Here is a 17,196-nt window from a genome sequence, read left to right on the forward strand (position 1 = left end):
AACCAACAAAAAAGTATATTATAGATAATATGCTTTTTTGTTTTTAAATTATTTCTTAAATTTATATACTAATTAAAAACTATACTAATAATATGAATTTGAAGCCCCTTTATATTTTAATATTAGCAATAAGTTCTAGTGTGTTTTCGCAGACCATAACAATAGACAACACCACCAATACTCCTGCTCAGCTTGTAGATTTACTACTCTTAAATTCTTGTGTTTCTGTTTCAAATATTTCAATTTCCTCTAACCAATCTGTTGCCTATTTTAATAAAAACGGATCTGCTTTTCCCATAAATGAAGGGATTATTATTAGAAATGGGGTGGCGTTAAATACACAAGGTAATTATATTAATGATGCTACTTTAAGTTCACAAATTAATACCAATACGGATGCTTATTTACAAACCATAAGCAACAGTACGGGACAATCTTCTACAATAACCGATGTGGCTTTTTTAGAATTCGATTTTACGTCCGTTTCAAACAGTTTTAGTTTTGATTTCTTATTTGCGTCTAATGAATATGGTGAATACCAATGTGCTTTTAGTGACGTATTTGCATTTGTTTTAACCAATTTAAATACAGGTGTTTCAACCAATTTAGCAGTTATTCCAGGAACAAGTATGCCGGTTACGGTTAAAGACATTAGAAATAAATTATATAATACCAATTGCGAATCGGCGAATTCTAATTTTTTTAGCACATACAATCCAACTAATATTCCAGCTTCTACATTAAATATGAGAGGACATACTGTAGTTATGAATGCGGCTTCGGCAGTAATTCCAAATGTTCCCTATAAAATACGATTGGTAATTGGGGATTATAATAATTCAGGATATGATTCTGCAGTATTTATTTCTGGAGGAAGTTTTACAACCACATTAGATTTAGGTCCAGATCAAACAATTTGTTCTGGAAATCCCATACAATTAAATGCTCAGTTAGATAATACATATACTTATCAGTGGCTTCAAAACGGAAATCCAGTTGGAGGAAATACATCGTCTTATACTGTAAACACGCCAGGAACTTATTCTGTTGAAATTACTAAAGGATCATGTTTTCTTACCGATACTGTAATTGTTAATAATTTAGCAGTTTCTAATCCAATTAATTTACAAACTTGTAATATAGGCGCAGCAAGCTATACTTTTGATTTAACAACAAATAACGAATCCCAATTAGGTATAGACAATACAACATATGATTTGTTTTATTATGCCTCAATGGCCGATATAACTGCAAACAATCCAATTGCGGGAACAACAAATTTTTCTACAACTTCAGGGCAAACTATTTATGTTAAAATTTTTAATACAATATCAAACTCGTTTTGTAATGCCATATATCAATTTGATTTAGTGATAAATCCTGTTGTTAATGCTACTCAACCCGTTGATGTACAATTGTGTGAAGCGCCTACTGCAACAACATATTTTTTAGCTAATTTAAATCTTCAAGTATTAAACGGATTAACAGGTTATAGCGTTTTATATTTTTCTAATCAGGCAGATGCTGTTGCAGGAAATACTGGTGTGATTTCTTCAGTTGCCATACCTAATGGAACAACAACAGTAACTATTTGGATTAGAATGCAAAATAGTTCTAATCCCTCTTGTTTTGATGTTACAAGTGTAGATATTAATGTAAATCCATTACCTCTTGTTGATGATTTAGCCGATGTGGTTGCTTGTAGTAATTATGTTTTACCTGTTTTAACAAATGGAAATTATTTTACAGGGCCATCGGGTTCTGGTACAGCACTATTTGCAGGAAATATAATTGATGAAAGTGCTATGTATTTTATATATTATGGACCTGATGTTAATGGTTGTTTCAACGAATCTTCTTTTTTAGCCTATTTTGTTGATGAATATAGCCCGCTTTTAGACAATTGTGGCTCTTTTACTATACCTTCAATACCATATAATATTGGGGCTTTTTATACCGCGCCAGGAGGGCCAACTGGCACTGGCACTTTAATTCCTACCGGAACAGTTTTTCAAAATATAACACAGCTGAATATTATTCAACCAATTTATTATTATGCTGAAGTAAATGGCGTTTTTTGTAGAGATGAATTATTTAATATTAACATTCACCCACTACCGTTAATTGATACTTTGCCAGATGTAACTTATTGTAATTCGTATGTATTACCAGCATTAACTAATGGGAATTATTTTTCTCAACCAGGAGGAACGGGAATGCCTTATTTTGCTGGGAATAGTATAACTGCTACTCAAATAATGTACATATATAATAGCACTACTTTTATTAATGCAAATGGAAATCCAGGGAGGTGTGCTTTAGAAACGGATTTTCAAATTAACATAATTGACACAAATTTGTTTACTACAATACCTGCATGTAATAGTTATACATTACCAGCTATTTCTTTCGGCGGCTATTATACCGCTCCTTTAGGAGGAGGTTCTGTTGTTGATCCCAATATTCCAATAACAACTTCTCAAGTAATATATTATTATGCCAATACAACATTATTACCAAACTGTTCAGACAATTTAAATTATAACATTATTATTAATCCCTTGCCTTTGGTTGATGCAATTTCTAGTGGCTTGTATTGTGGTGAATTTGTTTTGCCTATATTAACAAATGGTTCTTATTATGCCTTATCAGGAGGCCCTACTACATTAGGGCAAATTCCACTTTTTGCTGGAAATATTATTGATTTATCTGGAATTAGATTAAATCCAGGAACCTACTATGTATTTAACGGCCCCGATGCGAATGGTTGTTCGAACGAGTTATCGTTTACCATAAGCTTAAACCCATTTCCACCCACTGATGGTGTTTTAGATAGATTTGAATGCACACCTTATTCTATTGCTCAACCGGTTAATGGCACAATATATACCGCGCCAGGGGGGCCAATTGGAGGCGGTACTGTAGTGTTGCCAACAACTATTTTTTCTGCTACGCAAACCTTTTATTTATATAATATTGACACGGTAACCAATTGTACAATTAATAAACCTTTTACAGTAACGTACAGCGGAACTAACTTACCAATTTACACCAATGTTTTTGTATGCGAATCTCAAAATTATACTTTACCAGCTTTAACGCATGTGCCCCCCACTCCAGAAAACTATACTATAGGTTATTTTTATGATCAAGCTGGTTCATTACCCGTTGCAAATGGATTAGTATTTAATGTTCCAAATACCACTACAACCATCTGGGTAGTAGCATCAAATGGCGATAGAATAATTTGTAATGCTCAAGATAGTTTTGATATTATTGTATCCGAAACCCCAAATTTAGCTGCCTTAGCGTTAGTGTTTGATACAGAAGAATGCGGAACATATACCTTACCTACTTTACCTTCAGTAGGTTTCACTTTAAATTATTATTCGCAACCAGGAGGAAATATTTCTAATTTAATAACAAATTTAAATATTTCTGTCCCTGGCACGTATACCTATTATGTATTTGCATCCGCATTGAATAATCTAAATTGTAATGCGGAACAGTCGTTTACTTTTACAGTTCATCCTTTATTAAATATTACTTTACCTCAAGGGATTATTTGTGTAGACCCTGTTACAAATACTTTAATTAGTCCTTATACGATTCAAACGGGTTTAAATCCTGCAGGGTATACAGTAAGTTGGTTTTTAAATGGGACTTTATTAGGTACAGGACCTAATTTTACCGCAACGCAAGCAGGGGTGTATAATGTTACGTTTATTAAGCTCACTCCAGATGTTGGTTCGGCTTGTAATTATTATAACACAACAGTTACCATTATACAATCAAGTCCTGCAAAAGCTAATTTTACTGTAAGCCCAGAATTTGATACCGACGGGACTTTTATTTCTGTAAATATAACAGATGGGTACGGAAATTACACGTATCAATTAGAGTATCCAAACGGAACGTTAAGCCCAATTCAACCGAGCAATACCTTTACTGACTTAATTACAGGGGTTTATTTTGTATCTATTTATGATACATTAGGAAATTGTTCTCCTACAAGAATTGGCCCTATTTATATCATTAATTATCCAAATTATTTTACTCCAAATGGAGATGGGTTTCACGACACTTGGAATATTTTTGATTTGGCACAACAACCTAAAAGTATAATTTCTATTTTTGATAGATATGGAAAACTTTTAAAACAAATATCTCCTGCTAGTTCTGGCTGGGACGGAAAATATGACGGGAAAGATTTACCCTCAACAGATTATTGGTTTTCAGTAGAATTCATTACACAAAGTAAGCAAAAAGGGATTTTTAAATCACATTTTAGTTTAAAACGATAGTAAAAAGGCATAAAAAAATCCCAATTTCTTAAATGATTTTGGGATTTTATATTTTAAATCGTTTTGTTATTCAATCTCAGAAATTCTTAAGGTATTTACCATTCCTTTATTAGCAATTGGCATAGAAGCTAAGTTAACAACCATATCACCTTGTTTTACATATTTCTTTTCTTTACATATTTTGTTGATATCATCAATGGTATCATCAGTACTTGTAAATTTATCATAGAAAAAGGCCCTTACACCCCAAAGTAAATTTAATTGGGTTAAAATTCTTTTGTTTGAGGTAAATACTAAAATATGTGCGTGTGGTCTCCAAGCTGAAATTTGAAAAGCAGTATAACCACTATTTGTTAATGTTGTAACAGCTTTCGCATCTATAGTATCTGCCATGGCCGCTGCATTAAAACAAATAGATTTAGTGATGTATCTATCATTTCTTTTTGTAGGCGCAATATGAGGTACATTAATAAGTGGAGAATCTTCTACGCTTTCGATAATACTTGTCATGGTTTCAATAACTTGTACTGGATAATTTCCAACAGAAGTTTCTCCTGAAAGCATTACGGCATCCGCACCATCCATTACTGAATTGGCTACATCGTTTACCTCTGCTCTTGTAGGTGTCAAACTAGTAATCATCGTTTCCATCATCTGAGTAGCTACAATTACTGGAATTCGGGCTAATTTTGCTTTTAAAATTAGTTTTTTCTGAATCAAAGGCACTTCTTGCGCAGGCACTTCAACACCTAAATCACCACGAGCCACCATTAAACCATCACAGGCAACAACAATTTCGTCTATATTTTCAACTGCTTCTGGTTTTTCAATTTTTGCTACAATTGGTATTTTGTGTTCAGAATGTTGTGCAATTAAATCTTGTAGGTCTTTTATATCTTCTTTAGTTCTAACAAAAGATAGCGCCATCCAATCTACTTTGTTTTCACAAGCAAAAATGGCGTCTTTAATATCTTTTACTGTTAATGCAGGAAGCGATACTTTTGTGTTAGGTAAATTTACTCCTTTTTTAGATTTTAAGGGGCCACCTTGAATCACTTTACAAACTACTTCGTCTACTCTATTGGTTTCAATAGCTTCAAACATTAGTTTTCCATCATCTAAAAGGATTCTTTCTCCAGGATTAACATCTTTCGGAAATTCTTTATAGTTCATGTAAACTCTTTCAGCCGTTCCAGGAATATCTTCTGAGGTTTGAAAGGTAATAATATCTCCAGGATTTACTAATACATCTTCCTTCATAACACCTACGCGTAATTTTGGGCCTTGTAAATCGGCTAAAATAGAAGTGGTATAACCAAATTCATCATTTAATTCGCGGATGATATCTACTTTTTCTTTTACATCTGTATAATCTGCATGCGAAAAATTAATTCTAAAAACATTAACTCCGGCGTCAATCATTTTTTTAATTACTTCTTTACTGCTACAAGCTGGGCCTAATGTGGCAACAATTTTTGTTTTTTTGGTTGTATGCATCTTTAAAAAATTAAATTGTTTATCGATTTTAAATTACTTGTATCTACTTTATAAATAGTAGACACATTTTGTATGGTATTTATTTTTTGTATGACTTCTGTGCTTTTAAATTTGGAATCTATATTGTCTATTTTTAATAAATAATCAGCTGTTTTTAATTCTGGAATTAAATTTAATGTAATATTATTTTCAGAAAAGAAACCTGTATTGTTTTGATTCGAATTAAAATTCGTTTGATTTTTAATGAGTTCCCAAGTAATATCTTGGTTCAAATCGTCATAACTAAATCTAGAAAATTTTCCCGTTCCTTCAGAGGTTTTTATTGAAATTTCGTTTTCATTTTTTGCCATCAAAACATTTAACTTTAAATTGATTAAAAACGTTAATTTAAAATCTTTTAAATTAGAGTGAATCGCAAGTAACTCAAAATCATTTGATTCAAAATCGTCGAATGTAAGTTTAAGATTAGCCATTTATTTTTTTAATAATCGTAAAGATAGGAGTAAAAATTATTAAATTGCAGTAAAATAGGTTTCTAAACTATTAAATTTTTAATTCAAACGTTGTAGTTGATAAAATAATTTAGGATTTGTTTTCAATTTTATCTTGTAAAGCAAAAAAAGCTCTTTTTGCAGCTGTTTCTTCTGCTTTTTTCTTCGAAGTGGCTCTGGCTTTGCTAATTACCTGATTGTCCATTACTAATTTTACGCCAAAGTATTTTACGCCTTCTTTACCATCATCTTCAAAAATATCAAATTTGAAAGTAATTTTTTCTTTCTGACACCATTCAATAATTACACTTTTATAGCTAATTACTTTTCCTTCTAAGCGCTCAATATCTATATATTGTTTGATGATTTTCTCCTGAATAAATTTTTCGCAATAGGTATAACCTTTATCTAAGTAAATAGCCCCAATAAAAGCTTCGCATAAATTTCCATGTATATTATCCCCAAAATGGGAAGGACTTACTTTACTTTCGATAAATTGGACTAAGTTGAAATCTTTACCTAACTCATTTAAATGCTCTCTACTTACAATTTTAGATCTCATTTTCGTTAAGTAACCTTCGTCGCCTGTTGGAACTTTTCTGTATAAATGAGCAGCAATTACACTACCTAACATAGCGTCGCCTAAAAACTCTAAACGTTCATAACTAATTGGGAATCCGTTTTCATCTGTTTGGTTAGAGGAACGATGTGTGAAAGCATGTTTGTAATAAATTTCTGTATTGGGTTTAAATCCTAATATTTTGGTAATTTTTTCAAAAAAAACCCCGTCTTGATTAGAAGAAGGGGGTTTGTTCAATATTTTATTTAAAATGCGACGCATGAAGTTATTCTTCTAATTTTTTGAAAAGCACACAAGCATTATGTCCGCCAAATCCAAAAGTATTACTCATTGCTACTTTTATTTCTCTTTTTTGTGGCGTGTTTAATGTCAAGTTTAATGATGGATCAATATTTTCATCTACTGTGGTGTGGTTTATTGTTGGAGGAACAAGACTGTGTTTCATTGCTAATATCGAAGCAATCGCTTCAATCGCTCCAGCAGCACCTAACAAATGCCCTGTCATAGATTTTGTAGAATTGATATTTATATTTTTAGCGTGTGCACCAAAAACATGGCTTATTGCTTTTAATTCTGCAACATCCCCCAAGGGTGTTGAAGTTCCGTGCGTATTAATGTGATCTACTTCTTCGGGTTTCATACCTGCATCGCGTAATGTATTTTCCATTACTGCAATAACTCCAATTCCTTCGGGATGGGGTGCTGTTAAGTGATAGGCATCAGATGACATTCCGCCACCACCAACTTCACAATATATTTTTGCACCACGTGCTTTTGCATGTTCATATTCTTCAAAAACTAAGGCGCCTGCACCTTCGCCCAAAACAAACCCATCTCTGTTAGCATCAAACGGTCTAGAAGCCGTTTCTGGCGAATCGTTTCTTGTAGACAACGCTTGCATAGAGTTAAAACCACCCATTCCGGCAATGGTTACTGCTGCTTCCGAACCTCCAGATACAATTACATCACACATTCCTAAACGTATGTAGTTAAAAGCGTCAATCATAGCATTTGCAGAAGAAGCACAAGCGGAAACTGTTGTATAGTTTGGACCCATAAAGCCATTTCTCATAGAAATATGAGCGGGGGCAATGTCGGCAATCATTTTAGGAATAAAAAACGGATTAAAACGAGGTGTTCCGTCTCCTTTAGCATAACTTAGTACTTCTTCTTGGAAAGTTTCCAAACCACCAATTCCTGCACCCCAAATTACACCTACTCTTTGTTTATTTACGTTTGAATCTAAAATACCTGCGTCTGCAATGGCTTGTTCACCAGCCACAATGGCATATTGTGCAAATTTATCCATTCGTCTTGCTTCTTTTCTATCGATAAATTCTTCGATATTGAAGTTTTTTACTTCACAAGCAAATTTCGTTTTATGTTTTTCAGTGTCATAATAAGTAATTGGCGCAGCACCGCTTTTTCCACTAATTAAGGCATTCCAATATTCTTGAATGTTGTTTCCAATTGGAGTTAGTGCTCCAAGCCCTGTAACCACTACACGTTTTAATTGCATAAATTATTTTTTAGTTATATAGAAAAACCCAATGTGCATATTTTAAATATTAACATTGGGTATTACATAAATGTCTTATGTGAATGATTGTAATACAATCAATGTTTTTACAAATCTAAACAAAGATTTTTAAAAACAGAAACAAAAAATAACAACATCCGTATAAAAAAATTCATACGGATGATTGGTTATTATTTCTTAGCTTCTTCGATGTAAGAAATTGCTTGACCTACAGTAGCAATGTTTTCAGCTTGGTCGTCTGGAATTTGGATGTCAAATTCTTTTTCGAATTCCATGATAAGCTCTACAGTGTCTAATGAATCAGCACCTAAATCGTTAGTGAAGCTTGCTTCTGTTACTACTTCGTTTTCGTCAACACCTAATTTGTCCACGATAATCGCTTTTACTCTTGATGCAATGTCTGACATAATTTTTAATTTTTAATTTATTTGTTTGCAAAAATAAAAAACTTTATTTTAAAACAACATTTTTGTTAGTAAATATAACAACGAATGTATAAAAAAAACTTAAAATACCCTAATTCTCTATGCTTTTCATTTAAAATAATTTTTAATTTCTTTTAATTTTTGCCATTAAACCTAAATGAATTTATACTTTTGTGTGATATTTATATGATTTATTGCTTCAATAAGTTTAAAAAAACAGAATGAAATGAAGAAGATTGTGCTTTTTGCTTCTGGAAACGGTTCTAATGCCGAAAATATTATGGCATATTTTGACATGTCTAATGCAGTTTCAGTTGTTGGTGTATTTTCGAACAATTCTGAAGCTAAAGTAATTGAAAGAGCTAAAAAATTTAAAATCCCAACTTTTGTTTTCAATAAAAAGGAACTTTCAGAGAATACGGTTTTAAGCCAGCTGAAGCAATTGCAACCAGATTTAATTGTGTTAGCAGGTTTTTTATTAAAGTTTCCCATTCATATTATTAACGAATTTCCAAGTAAAGTGATTAATATTCATCCAGCTTTGTTGCCTAATTATGGCGGAAAAGGCATGTTTGGCATAAACGTACACAACGCGGTATTAAAAAATAAAGAAAAAGAAACAGGAATTACTATACACTATGTAAACGAACATTTTGACGAAGGCGAATTTATTTTTCAAGCCAATGTAACTATTGAAAATTGTACAACTGCAGATGAAATCGCAAAAAAAATTCACGAATTGGAAATGGAACATTTTCCGAAAGTTATTGAGAGATTTTTAGAAGGTTAGACTTCATAGTTAGTCAAACCGCAATATTTTCTTAATTTCAACATCTAAAAATCTAACCTTCTAACAATCTAATTAATCAAAAATGCCCTACCAAGTTCACATTTATACAGATGGCGCTGCCAAAGGAAATCCAGGCCCTGGCGGTTATGGTGTGGTAATGGAAATGGTAGGTTCGCCTTATAAAAAAGAATTTTTTGAAGGATTTAGGCATACTACTAATAACAGAATGGAATTATTAGCTGTAATTGTAGGTTTAGAAAAATTGAAAACGCCTAAAACCACTGTTTTGGTAGTTTCAGACTCTAAATATGTTGTAGATTCAGTAGAAAAAGGTTGGGTGTTTGGATGGGAGAAAAAATACTTCAAAGACAAAAAAAACCCCGATTTATGGATGCGCTTTTTAAAAATTTATAGGCAACATCAAGTGAAATTCATGTGGATTAAAGGCCATAACAACCATCCTCAAAACGAACGCTGCGACCAATTAGCCGTGATGGCCTCGCAACAAAAAAAATTAAATATTGATACCTTTTACGAAACGGAAGAACAGAAATTGTTATAAAATACTTTTTAAACTAATTTTATTCTTCGTTTATAGCATTCCAGCCTCTGGCTTTTAGTTCAATTTTTGTGTTGGCACGAGTCACCAAATGCATGCCTTCGCTTTCTGCAACCATATGACCAATAATGGTAAAATTTGGATTGTGTTTTATTTTTTCAAAATCTTCCATTTTAATGGTAAAAAGCAATTCGTAATCTTCTCCTCCATTTAAGGCAATAGTTGTAATATCTACATTAAATTCTTCACACACATTAATTAATTGTGGATCTACCGGAATTTTTTCTTCATATACATTACACCCTAATTTACTTTGCTTACAAATGTGCATAATTTCAGAGGACAATCCGTCTGAAATATCAATCATAGCTGTGGGTTTTACTTCTAATTTTTCCAATAATTCTTTCACGTCATTTCTAGCTTCTGGCTTCAATTGACGTTCAATTAAATAAGTATAATCGTCTAAAACAGGTTGGTTGTTTGGGTTGACTTGAAACACTTGTTTTTCTCTTTCCAAAACTTGTAACCCCATATAAGCCGCGCCTAAATCGCCAGAAACAACCAATAAATCAGTTTGTTGTGCGCCATTTCGGTAGGTAATTTCTTCTAAATTCGACTCGCCAATAGCCGTAATACTAATAATTAATCCTTTTTGAGAAGAGGTGGTGTCGCCACCAATTACATCTACATTATAAGCGTTGGCTGCTAAAGTAATTCCTGCAAAAAGTTCTTCCATAGCTTCTAACGGAAAACGATTAGAAACCGCCACCGAAATGGCAACCTGTGTTGGCACTGCATTCATCGCACAGATGTCTGAAATAGTAGACACAATTGCTTTGTATCCCAAATGTTTTAAAGGCATGTAACTTAAATCAAAATGTACGCCTTCTACTAATAAATCGGTAGAAATTACTACTTTTTTGTCTTTAAAATCTAAAACAGCGGCATCGTCACCAATACTTTTAAGCGTACTTTCTTGATTAATTTTGAAATGTTTGGTTAAATGTTCAATTAATCCGAATTCACCTAAACTGGCAATGCTCGTTGTTTTTTGATCTTTATTTTCTAACATGATGGATTATTTTTTGCAAAGATAGGAAATTAATGCGCCAATTGATTAATGTGTCAATGTGCCAATTAGATAATTATTCTTAATGGCAAATTGAAAATTGGCTAATTATCTAGTTGCTTAAGTTTTTCAAAAATCAAACTGGTTTCGTATCCTTTTCGGAGTAAAAAATCTACAAATTTTTTATTTTTCTTTTGTCCTTTTCGTTCCTTAATTGCGTTCCAATTTTTTTCTGCAAGGGCATGAAAATTAGCCAAATAAATATCGTTTGGTAGTTCCAATAAAGCTAAATCGATGTTTCTTTTGGAGATATCTCTAAATTTTAATTCTTGAACAATTCGGTTTTTACCCCAACCTTTATAATTGTGTTTTCCTCTTGTGAAACTTTTAGAAAAACGTTCCTCATCGATATATTTATTTTCGATAAGATGTACAATAATTTGTTCCTTTAATTCCGGAAGTAAGGTAAAACTTCGTAATTTTTGTTCCACTTCTTTATGACAACGATCTTGGTAAGAGCAGTAATACTCTAATTTGCTGATGATTTCGTTGGTTGTAAGTGTGGTTTTTTTTGGAGATTCCAAATTTGTAAAACGATAAATTAATAGTCATTCAAAATTACTATAAAAAATAACTTTTACAAAAGTATAAATGGGATTCTTTTAACGAAATATTTTTATTACTAAAATTAGTCTAACATTTTTAATCTTCAAACGGAATAACTATCTTTGCAGCTTATTAAAATCAAAGTAAATGAGTAAATTATTAATTGTAGGAACGGTAGCATTTGATGCCATTGAAACACCTTTTGGAAAAACAGATAAAATTTTAGGCGGCGCAGCAACATATATTGGTTTATCGGCTTCTTTTTTTAATGTTGACGCTGCAATAGTTTCTGTTGTAGGGGAAGATTTTCCTCAAGTACATTTAGATTTATTATCAGAAAGAAATATAAACATTGAAGGAATTGAAATTGTAAAAGGCGGAAAAACCTTCTTTTGGAGTGGAAAATACCATAATGATATGAATTCTCGTGATACATTGGCTACTGAGTTAAATGTATTAGCAGATTTTAATCCAGTAGTGCCACAAGCATATAAAGACGCATCGGTTGTTATGTTGGGTAATTTACACCCAATTGTACAATCGTCCGTTTTAAATCAAATGACAACCCAACCAAAATTAGTAGTTTTAGATACTATGAACTTTTGGATGGATTGTGCTTTACCAGAATTATTAGAAGTTATAAAACGTGTAGACGTGATTACCATCAACGATGAAGAAGCCCGTCAATTATCTGGAGAATATTCTTTAGTAAAAGCCGCAGCAAAAATTCATACCATGGGGCCTAAGTACGTTGTGATTAAAAAAGGGGAACACGGAGCATTAATTTTCCATAATAAAGATGTTTTCTTTGCACCAGCTTTACCTTTAGAAGAGGTTTTTGATCCAACAGGAGCAGGCGATACATTTGCTGGAGGATTTTCAGGATATCTTTCGCAATCGGAAGACATATCTTTTGAAAATATGAAAAACGCTATTATTCATGGTTCAAATTTGGCTTCTTTCTGTGTAGAAAAATTTGGAACCGAAAGAATGGTAAACTTAAACAAAGAAGAAGTTTATGCTCGTTTACAACAATTTAAAGCGTTAACACAATTTGATATCCAATTATAAGACCAAACTATGCCTCGAAATTTCGGGGCATTTTTAATAGAAAATTATATAAATCCGTTTAGGTATTACATTTAGAATAAACACCAACAACTATGAGCGACGCTATTAAACACGAATGTGGAATTGCCTTACTTAGACTTTTAAAACCATTAGAATACTATAGAGAAAAATATGGTACGGCTTTTTACGGGGTAGAAAAAATGTACCTTTTAATGGAAAAACAACACAATCGCGGACAAGATGGTGCAGGTTTTGCCAGTATTAAATTAGATGTAGAACCAGGTCAAAGATATATTAGTAGAATTCGGTCTAATCAAGCACAACCTATTCAGGATATTTTCGGACAAATAAACACCAGAATTTCAGAGGAATTAGCTAAAAATCCGTCGTATCAAAATAATGTAGCGTTGCAAAAAGAAAACATTCCATATGTAGGCGAATTGTTTTTAGGTCACGTTCGATATGGAACTTTTGGAAAAAATAGCATCGAAAGTGTGCATCCTTTTTTACGTCAAAACAATTGGATGCACAGAAATTTATTAGTTGCTGGAAATTTTAATATGACCAATGTTAAAGAATTATTTCAAGATTTAGTAGATGTGGGACAACATCCAAAACTACTAGCTGATACGGTAACAGTTATGGAAAAAATCGGTCATTTTTTAGATGATGAAATCACACAATTATATTTGGATTGCAAAAACGAAGGACTGACTAAATTGGAAGCATCACCCGTAATTGTAGAGCGATTAAATATTGGAAGAATTTTAAAAAGAGCCTCTAAAAACTTTGATGGCGGCTACGCTATGGCAGGACTTTTAGGCCACGGAGATGCTTTTGTGGTTAGAGATCCAAACGGAATTCGACCAGCCTATTATTATCATGATGATGAAATTGTAGTAGTAGCTTCAGAACGTCCAGTAATTCAAACTGTTTTTAATGTAGCCTTTGAGGATGTGAAAGAATTAGAAGCTGGAGATGCCATTATTGTTAAGAAAAACGGAAATGTACTTTTCGAAAACATTAGAGAATGTACGGATAAAAAAGCCTGTTCCTTCGAAAGAATTTATTTTTCTCGCGGAAGCGATGCCGAAATATATCAAGAAAGAAAATTATTAGGAAAATATGTTTTTCCAAGTGTGTTGAAAGAAATTGAAAACGACATTCATAATTCGGTATTTTCATTTATACCAAACACAGCAGAAACATCATTTTATGGTATGGCTGAAGCCGCACAAAAATTCTTAGACGAACAAAAAGTTAAGGATATTATTGCGCAAAAAGACACTTTAAATGAAAAAGGGTTAAATGAAATTTTAGCCGAAAAAGTTCGCACTGAAAAAATAGCCATTAAAGATGTCAAACTTCGTACTTTTATTACGGAAGACAGTAGTAGAGATGAAATGGTTGCACATGTTTACGACATCACTTACGGTGTAGTAAAACCAACAGATAATCTGGTAATTATTGACGACAGTATTGTTCGTGGTACTACATTAAAACAAAGTATCATTAAAATTTTAGACCGATTACATCCTAAGAAAATTGTAGTAGTTTCTTCGGCTCCTCAAATTAGATATCCTGATTGTTATGGAATTGATATGAGTACATTAGAAGGTTTTATCGCTTTTAAAGCGGCATTGGAACTTTTAAAGGAAACCAATCAGTATAAAATTGTAGAAGACGTTTATAAAAAATGTAAAGCACAGCAAGGCCTTAAAGACAATGAAGTGGTCAATCATGTAAAAGAAATTTACAATCCGTTTACAGAGGAACAAATTTCAGATAAAATGGCTCAAATGCTAACTACTAGTGAAGTGAAAGCAAAAGTGAAAATTATTTTTCAAAAAGTTGAAGATTTACACAAAGCGTGTCCTAAAAATTTAGGCGATTGGTATTTTACTGGAAATTATCCAACACCTGGAGGAAACCGTGTTGTAAATACCGCTTTTATTAACTTTTATGAAGGAAATGGAGCACGTGCTTATTAAAAAAGCGCATTTCATCGAAAATATTAACCATACAACAATTATTTTATTTTAATGAAATAACTTACTATACTTTTAACTCACCAGAAAATTAGTAGGTTAAGTTTTATGGTAGATTTGGGGCAAAAAGGGTGAAACGAAAGTTTCGCCTTTTTTATTTTATATAGTTTCCAGTGAAATCTTTTTTATTTCTTTACTTTTTGTTTTTGAATTTACTAAATTCGCTAATGGAAACTTAAATTTTCCTAAAAATGAAAAACACACTCCAAAACACGTATAATTTTATTTTTGAAGAAAATTTGATCAACGAAATTTTAGAGGTTTCTAAAATTCATGATTTTAAAGAAGGCGATATTATTATAGACTTTAATGAAAACATTAAAAATATGCCATTAATGTTGAACGGAGCCATTAAAATATTACGTGAAGATTTTGACGAAGGGGAATTACTTTTATATTTTATAGAAAAAGGGGATACTTGTGCCATGTCTATGCAGTGCTGCTTAGGAAATGCTAAAAGTGAAATTCGCGCCATTGCAGAAACTGACGGACAACTAATTTTAATTCCAGTAGCTAAAATGAACGAATGGCTCGGAAAATATGCCACTTGGAGAAATTTTGTATTTAACAGCTATAACAATCGATTGAAAGAAATGCTAACCACAATTGATCATTTAGCATTTATGAATATGGACGAAAGAGTATTAAATTATCTTTTAGAAAAATCTAAAATTAATACGTCCAACCAAATTAATAAAACTCATCAAGAAATTGCTTACGATTTAAATACGTCAAGAGTCGTAATTTCTCGAATTTTAAAAGCTTTAGAAAACAAAGGAAAAATTAAATTGAATAGAGCGTATATTGAGTTGTTGTAGATAATTTCACACCTCTGTAACACTTGTTACTGTACACTATTTTTTATGCGTTTACATTTGCCTCATAATTAATTAGAATTATGAGAAAATTTAAACAAACTATTCTTATTTCAACTTTATTGTTTTCAGTTTTTGGCTTGGCGCAAGACACACTTCCCGTTTCTAAAAACGATATTTCTAAAAAAATATTAGAAAATAATTTACAAGTTAAAATTGCTGAAAAAAACTATCAATCAGCAAAAGCAGATTACAACCAATCTAAAGCGGTTTTTTTGCCAAATATTAATGTTTCACATACTGGAATTTCAACTACAAATCCTTTAATGGCTTTTGGTTCTAAATTAAACCAGGAAATTTTAACTGCTTCTGATTTTAATCCAGCTTTATTAAACGATCCTGCAAAAACACAAAATTTTGCTACGAAATTTGAAATTCAACAACCGTTAATTAATGTTGATGGTTTGTATGGAAGACAAGCTGCTAAATCCAAAATGGAGGCGTTTCAACTACAAACCGAACGCACCAAAGAATACCTTGAATTAGAGGTTTCAAAAGCATATATGCAATTGCAATTGGCCTATAAAGCAGTAAAAGTTTTAGAAAAAGCAAATACAACCGGAAAAGCCAATTTGAAATTAGTAGAAAATTATTTCAAACAAGGCATGCTACAAAAAACCGATTTGTTAAACGTGCAAGTTCGTGTAAATGAAATTGCCAATCAGTTGCAATATGCAAAAAGTAATGTGCAAAATGCTTCAGATTATTTAGGGTTTTTAATAAACGAAGACACGCAAGGTAAAGTCTATAAACCAACAGAAGCGTTGGAAAATACAATTTCCATCGAAGCAATAAATACTACTTTATCTGAGAATAGAAAAGACATTCAAGCGATGCACAAATCTTCGGAAGCGTATGCAAAAATGTTACAATCTTCAAAAATGACGTTTTTACCAAGATTAAATGCTTTTGGAAGTTATGAAATGTACGACGCAACCATTTTAGGAACATCGGCAAAAGGCTATTTAGTTGGCGCCCAATTATCTTGGAATGTTTTTGATGGTAATAAAACTGTTGGGAAATATCAGAAAGCTAAGGCAGAATCTCAAAAAGCCGATGTAGAAAAAGACCAATATACCAAGCAAAGTCAACTGGAATTAAACAAAACCAATCGCCAATTAAAAGACGCAGAAAACAAAGTGAATTTATCGCAATTAGCTTTCGAACAATCGCAAGAAGCGTATAGAATTCGTCAAAACAGATTTGCACAAGGGTTAGAAAAAACTACTGATTTATTGCAATCTGAAACACAAATGATTCAAAAAGAATTAGAGCAATTACAAGCGGTTTTTGAATATAATTTTACTAAACAATATTTACAGTTTTTAACGAAGTAAATTT

14 protein-coding genes are annotated in these 17,196 nt (G+C 32.2%); 7 read left to right on the forward strand and 7 right to left on the reverse strand.

Annotation, left to right across the window (positions count from 1 at the left end; all coding sequences use genetic code 11):
- Positions 1–92: 92 nt before the first annotated feature.
- Complete coding sequence (locus ACIQ2I_RS00150; RefSeq protein ID WP_396180412.1) at positions 93–4,304, forward strand: choice-of-anchor L domain-containing protein; 4,212 nt, start codon at positions 93–95, stop codon at positions 4,302–4,304.
- A gap of 66 nt (positions 4,305–4,370) precedes the next feature.
- Here ACIQ2I_RS00150 and pyk read toward each other — a convergent pair whose 3' ends face one another.
- From pyk to ACIQ2I_RS00175, 5 genes are all read right to left on the reverse strand, one after another.
- Positions 4,371–5,801: a pyruvate kinase gene (gene pyk, locus ACIQ2I_RS00155; protein WP_396180413.1), complete on the reverse strand. Its 1,431-nt coding sequence runs from the start codon at positions 5,799–5,801 to the stop codon at positions 4,371–4,373.
- A gap of 2 nt (positions 5,802–5,803) precedes the next feature.
- Positions 5,804–6,274: an IPExxxVDY family protein gene (locus ACIQ2I_RS00160; RefSeq protein ID WP_396180414.1), complete on the reverse strand. Its 471-nt coding sequence runs from the start codon at positions 6,272–6,274 to the stop codon at positions 5,804–5,806.
- 109 nt (positions 6,275–6,383) lie between these two features.
- On the reverse strand, positions 6,384–7,133 hold the full coding sequence (gene rnc / locus ACIQ2I_RS00165) for a ribonuclease III (RefSeq protein ID WP_396180415.1): 750 nt from the start codon (positions 7,131–7,133) through the stop codon (positions 6,384–6,386).
- Positions 7,134–7,137: 4 nt separating this feature from the next.
- A complete protein-coding gene (gene fabF, locus ACIQ2I_RS00170) occupies positions 7,138–8,391 on the reverse strand; it encodes a beta-ketoacyl-ACP synthase II (protein ID WP_396180416.1) in 1,254 nt (417 codons plus the stop codon).
- 191 nt (positions 8,392–8,582) lie between these two features.
- Positions 8,583–8,819 carry an acyl carrier protein gene (locus ACIQ2I_RS00175; protein ID WP_007137004.1) on the reverse strand — a complete coding sequence of 79 codons (237 nt, stop codon included), beginning with the start codon at positions 8,817–8,819 and terminating at the stop codon, positions 8,583–8,585.
- Between the two features lie 244 nt (positions 8,820–9,063).
- Here ACIQ2I_RS00175 and ACIQ2I_RS00180 point away from each other — a divergent pair, with 244 nt between their 5' ends.
- Positions 9,064–9,627, forward strand: a complete 564-nt coding sequence (locus tag ACIQ2I_RS00180; protein ID WP_396180417.1) for a phosphoribosylglycinamide formyltransferase — start codon at positions 9,064–9,066, stop codon at positions 9,625–9,627.
- Between the two features lie 82 nt (positions 9,628–9,709).
- Positions 9,710–10,189 (forward strand): ribonuclease HI, encoded by a 480-nt coding sequence (gene rnhA, locus ACIQ2I_RS00185; RefSeq protein ID WP_396180418.1) that lies wholly within the window; start codon positions 9,710–9,712, stop codon positions 10,187–10,189.
- 19 nt (positions 10,190–10,208) lie between these two features.
- Here the strand turns inward: rnhA and thiL are convergent, their stop codons facing one another.
- Both thiL and ACIQ2I_RS00195 read right to left on the reverse strand, forming a co-directional pair.
- A complete protein-coding gene (thiL, locus tag ACIQ2I_RS00190) occupies positions 10,209–11,258 on the reverse strand; it encodes a thiamine-phosphate kinase (RefSeq protein WP_396180419.1) in 1,050 nt (349 codons plus the stop codon).
- A gap of 101 nt (positions 11,259–11,359) precedes the next feature.
- Positions 11,360–11,839 (reverse strand): regulatory protein RecX, encoded by a 480-nt coding sequence (locus ACIQ2I_RS00195; protein WP_396180420.1) that lies wholly within the window; start codon positions 11,837–11,839, stop codon positions 11,360–11,362.
- 169 nt (positions 11,840–12,008) lie between these two features.
- Between ACIQ2I_RS00195 and ACIQ2I_RS00200 the strand changes: the two genes are divergently transcribed.
- From ACIQ2I_RS00200 to ACIQ2I_RS00215, 4 genes are all read left to right on the forward strand, one after another.
- A complete protein-coding gene (locus ACIQ2I_RS00200; protein WP_396180421.1) occupies positions 12,009–12,932 on the forward strand; it encodes a PfkB family carbohydrate kinase in 924 nt (307 codons plus the stop codon).
- A gap of 92 nt (positions 12,933–13,024) precedes the next feature.
- Positions 13,025–14,923 (forward strand): amidophosphoribosyltransferase, encoded by a 1,899-nt coding sequence (locus tag ACIQ2I_RS00205; protein ID WP_396180422.1) that lies wholly within the window; start codon positions 13,025–13,027, stop codon positions 14,921–14,923.
- Between the two features lie 248 nt (positions 14,924–15,171).
- Complete coding sequence (locus ACIQ2I_RS00210) at positions 15,172–15,798, forward strand: Crp/Fnr family transcriptional regulator (RefSeq protein WP_396180423.1); 627 nt, start codon at positions 15,172–15,174, stop codon at positions 15,796–15,798.
- Positions 15,799–15,878: 80 nt separating this feature from the next.
- Positions 15,879–17,192, forward strand: a complete 1,314-nt coding sequence (locus tag ACIQ2I_RS00215; RefSeq protein WP_396180424.1) for a TolC family protein — start codon at positions 15,879–15,881, stop codon at positions 17,190–17,192.
- Positions 17,193–17,196 lie beyond the last annotated feature (4 nt).

This window comes from Flavobacterium sp. (genome assembly GCF_044368995.1).
Lineage (GTDB): Bacteria > Bacteroidota > Bacteroidia > Flavobacteriales > Flavobacteriaceae > Flavobacterium.

Bases quoted from the DNA above. Each gene is read 5' to 3' on its own strand.
- ACIQ2I_RS00150 (WP_396180412.1), top strand. From the start codon at position 93: ATGAATTTGAAGCCCCTTTATATTTTAATATTAGCAATAAGTTCTAGT.
- pyk (WP_396180413.1), bottom strand. From the start codon at position 5,801: ATGCATACAACCAAAAAAACAAAAATTGTTGCCACATTAGGCCCAGCT.
- ACIQ2I_RS00160 (WP_396180414.1), bottom strand. From the start codon at position 6,274: ATGGCTAATCTTAAACTTACATTCGACGATTTTGAATCAAATGATTTT.
- rnc (WP_396180415.1), bottom strand. From the start codon at position 7,133: ATGCGTCGCATTTTAAATAAAATATTGAACAAACCCCCTTCTTCTAAT.
- fabF (WP_396180416.1), bottom strand. From the start codon at position 8,391: ATGCAATTAAAACGTGTAGTGGTTACAGGGCTTGGAGCACTAACTCCA.
- ACIQ2I_RS00175 (WP_007137004.1), bottom strand. From the start codon at position 8,819: ATGTCAGACATTGCATCAAGAGTAAAAGCGATTATCGTGGACAAATTA.
- ACIQ2I_RS00180 (WP_396180417.1), top strand. From the start codon at position 9,064: ATGAAGAAGATTGTGCTTTTTGCTTCTGGAAACGGTTCTAATGCCGAA.
- rnhA (WP_396180418.1), top strand. From the start codon at position 9,710: ATGCCCTACCAAGTTCACATTTATACAGATGGCGCTGCCAAAGGAAAT.
- thiL (WP_396180419.1), bottom strand. From the start codon at position 11,258: ATGTTAGAAAATAAAGATCAAAAAACAACGAGCATTGCCAGTTTAGGT.
- ACIQ2I_RS00200 (WP_396180421.1), top strand. From the start codon at position 12,009: ATGAGTAAATTATTAATTGTAGGAACGGTAGCATTTGATGCCATTGAA.
- ACIQ2I_RS00205 (WP_396180422.1), top strand. From the start codon at position 13,025: ATGAGCGACGCTATTAAACACGAATGTGGAATTGCCTTACTTAGACTT.
- ACIQ2I_RS00210 (WP_396180423.1), top strand. From the start codon at position 15,172: ATGAAAAACACACTCCAAAACACGTATAATTTTATTTTTGAAGAAAAT.
- ACIQ2I_RS00215 (WP_396180424.1), top strand. From the start codon at position 15,879: ATGAGAAAATTTAAACAAACTATTCTTATTTCAACTTTATTGTTTTCA.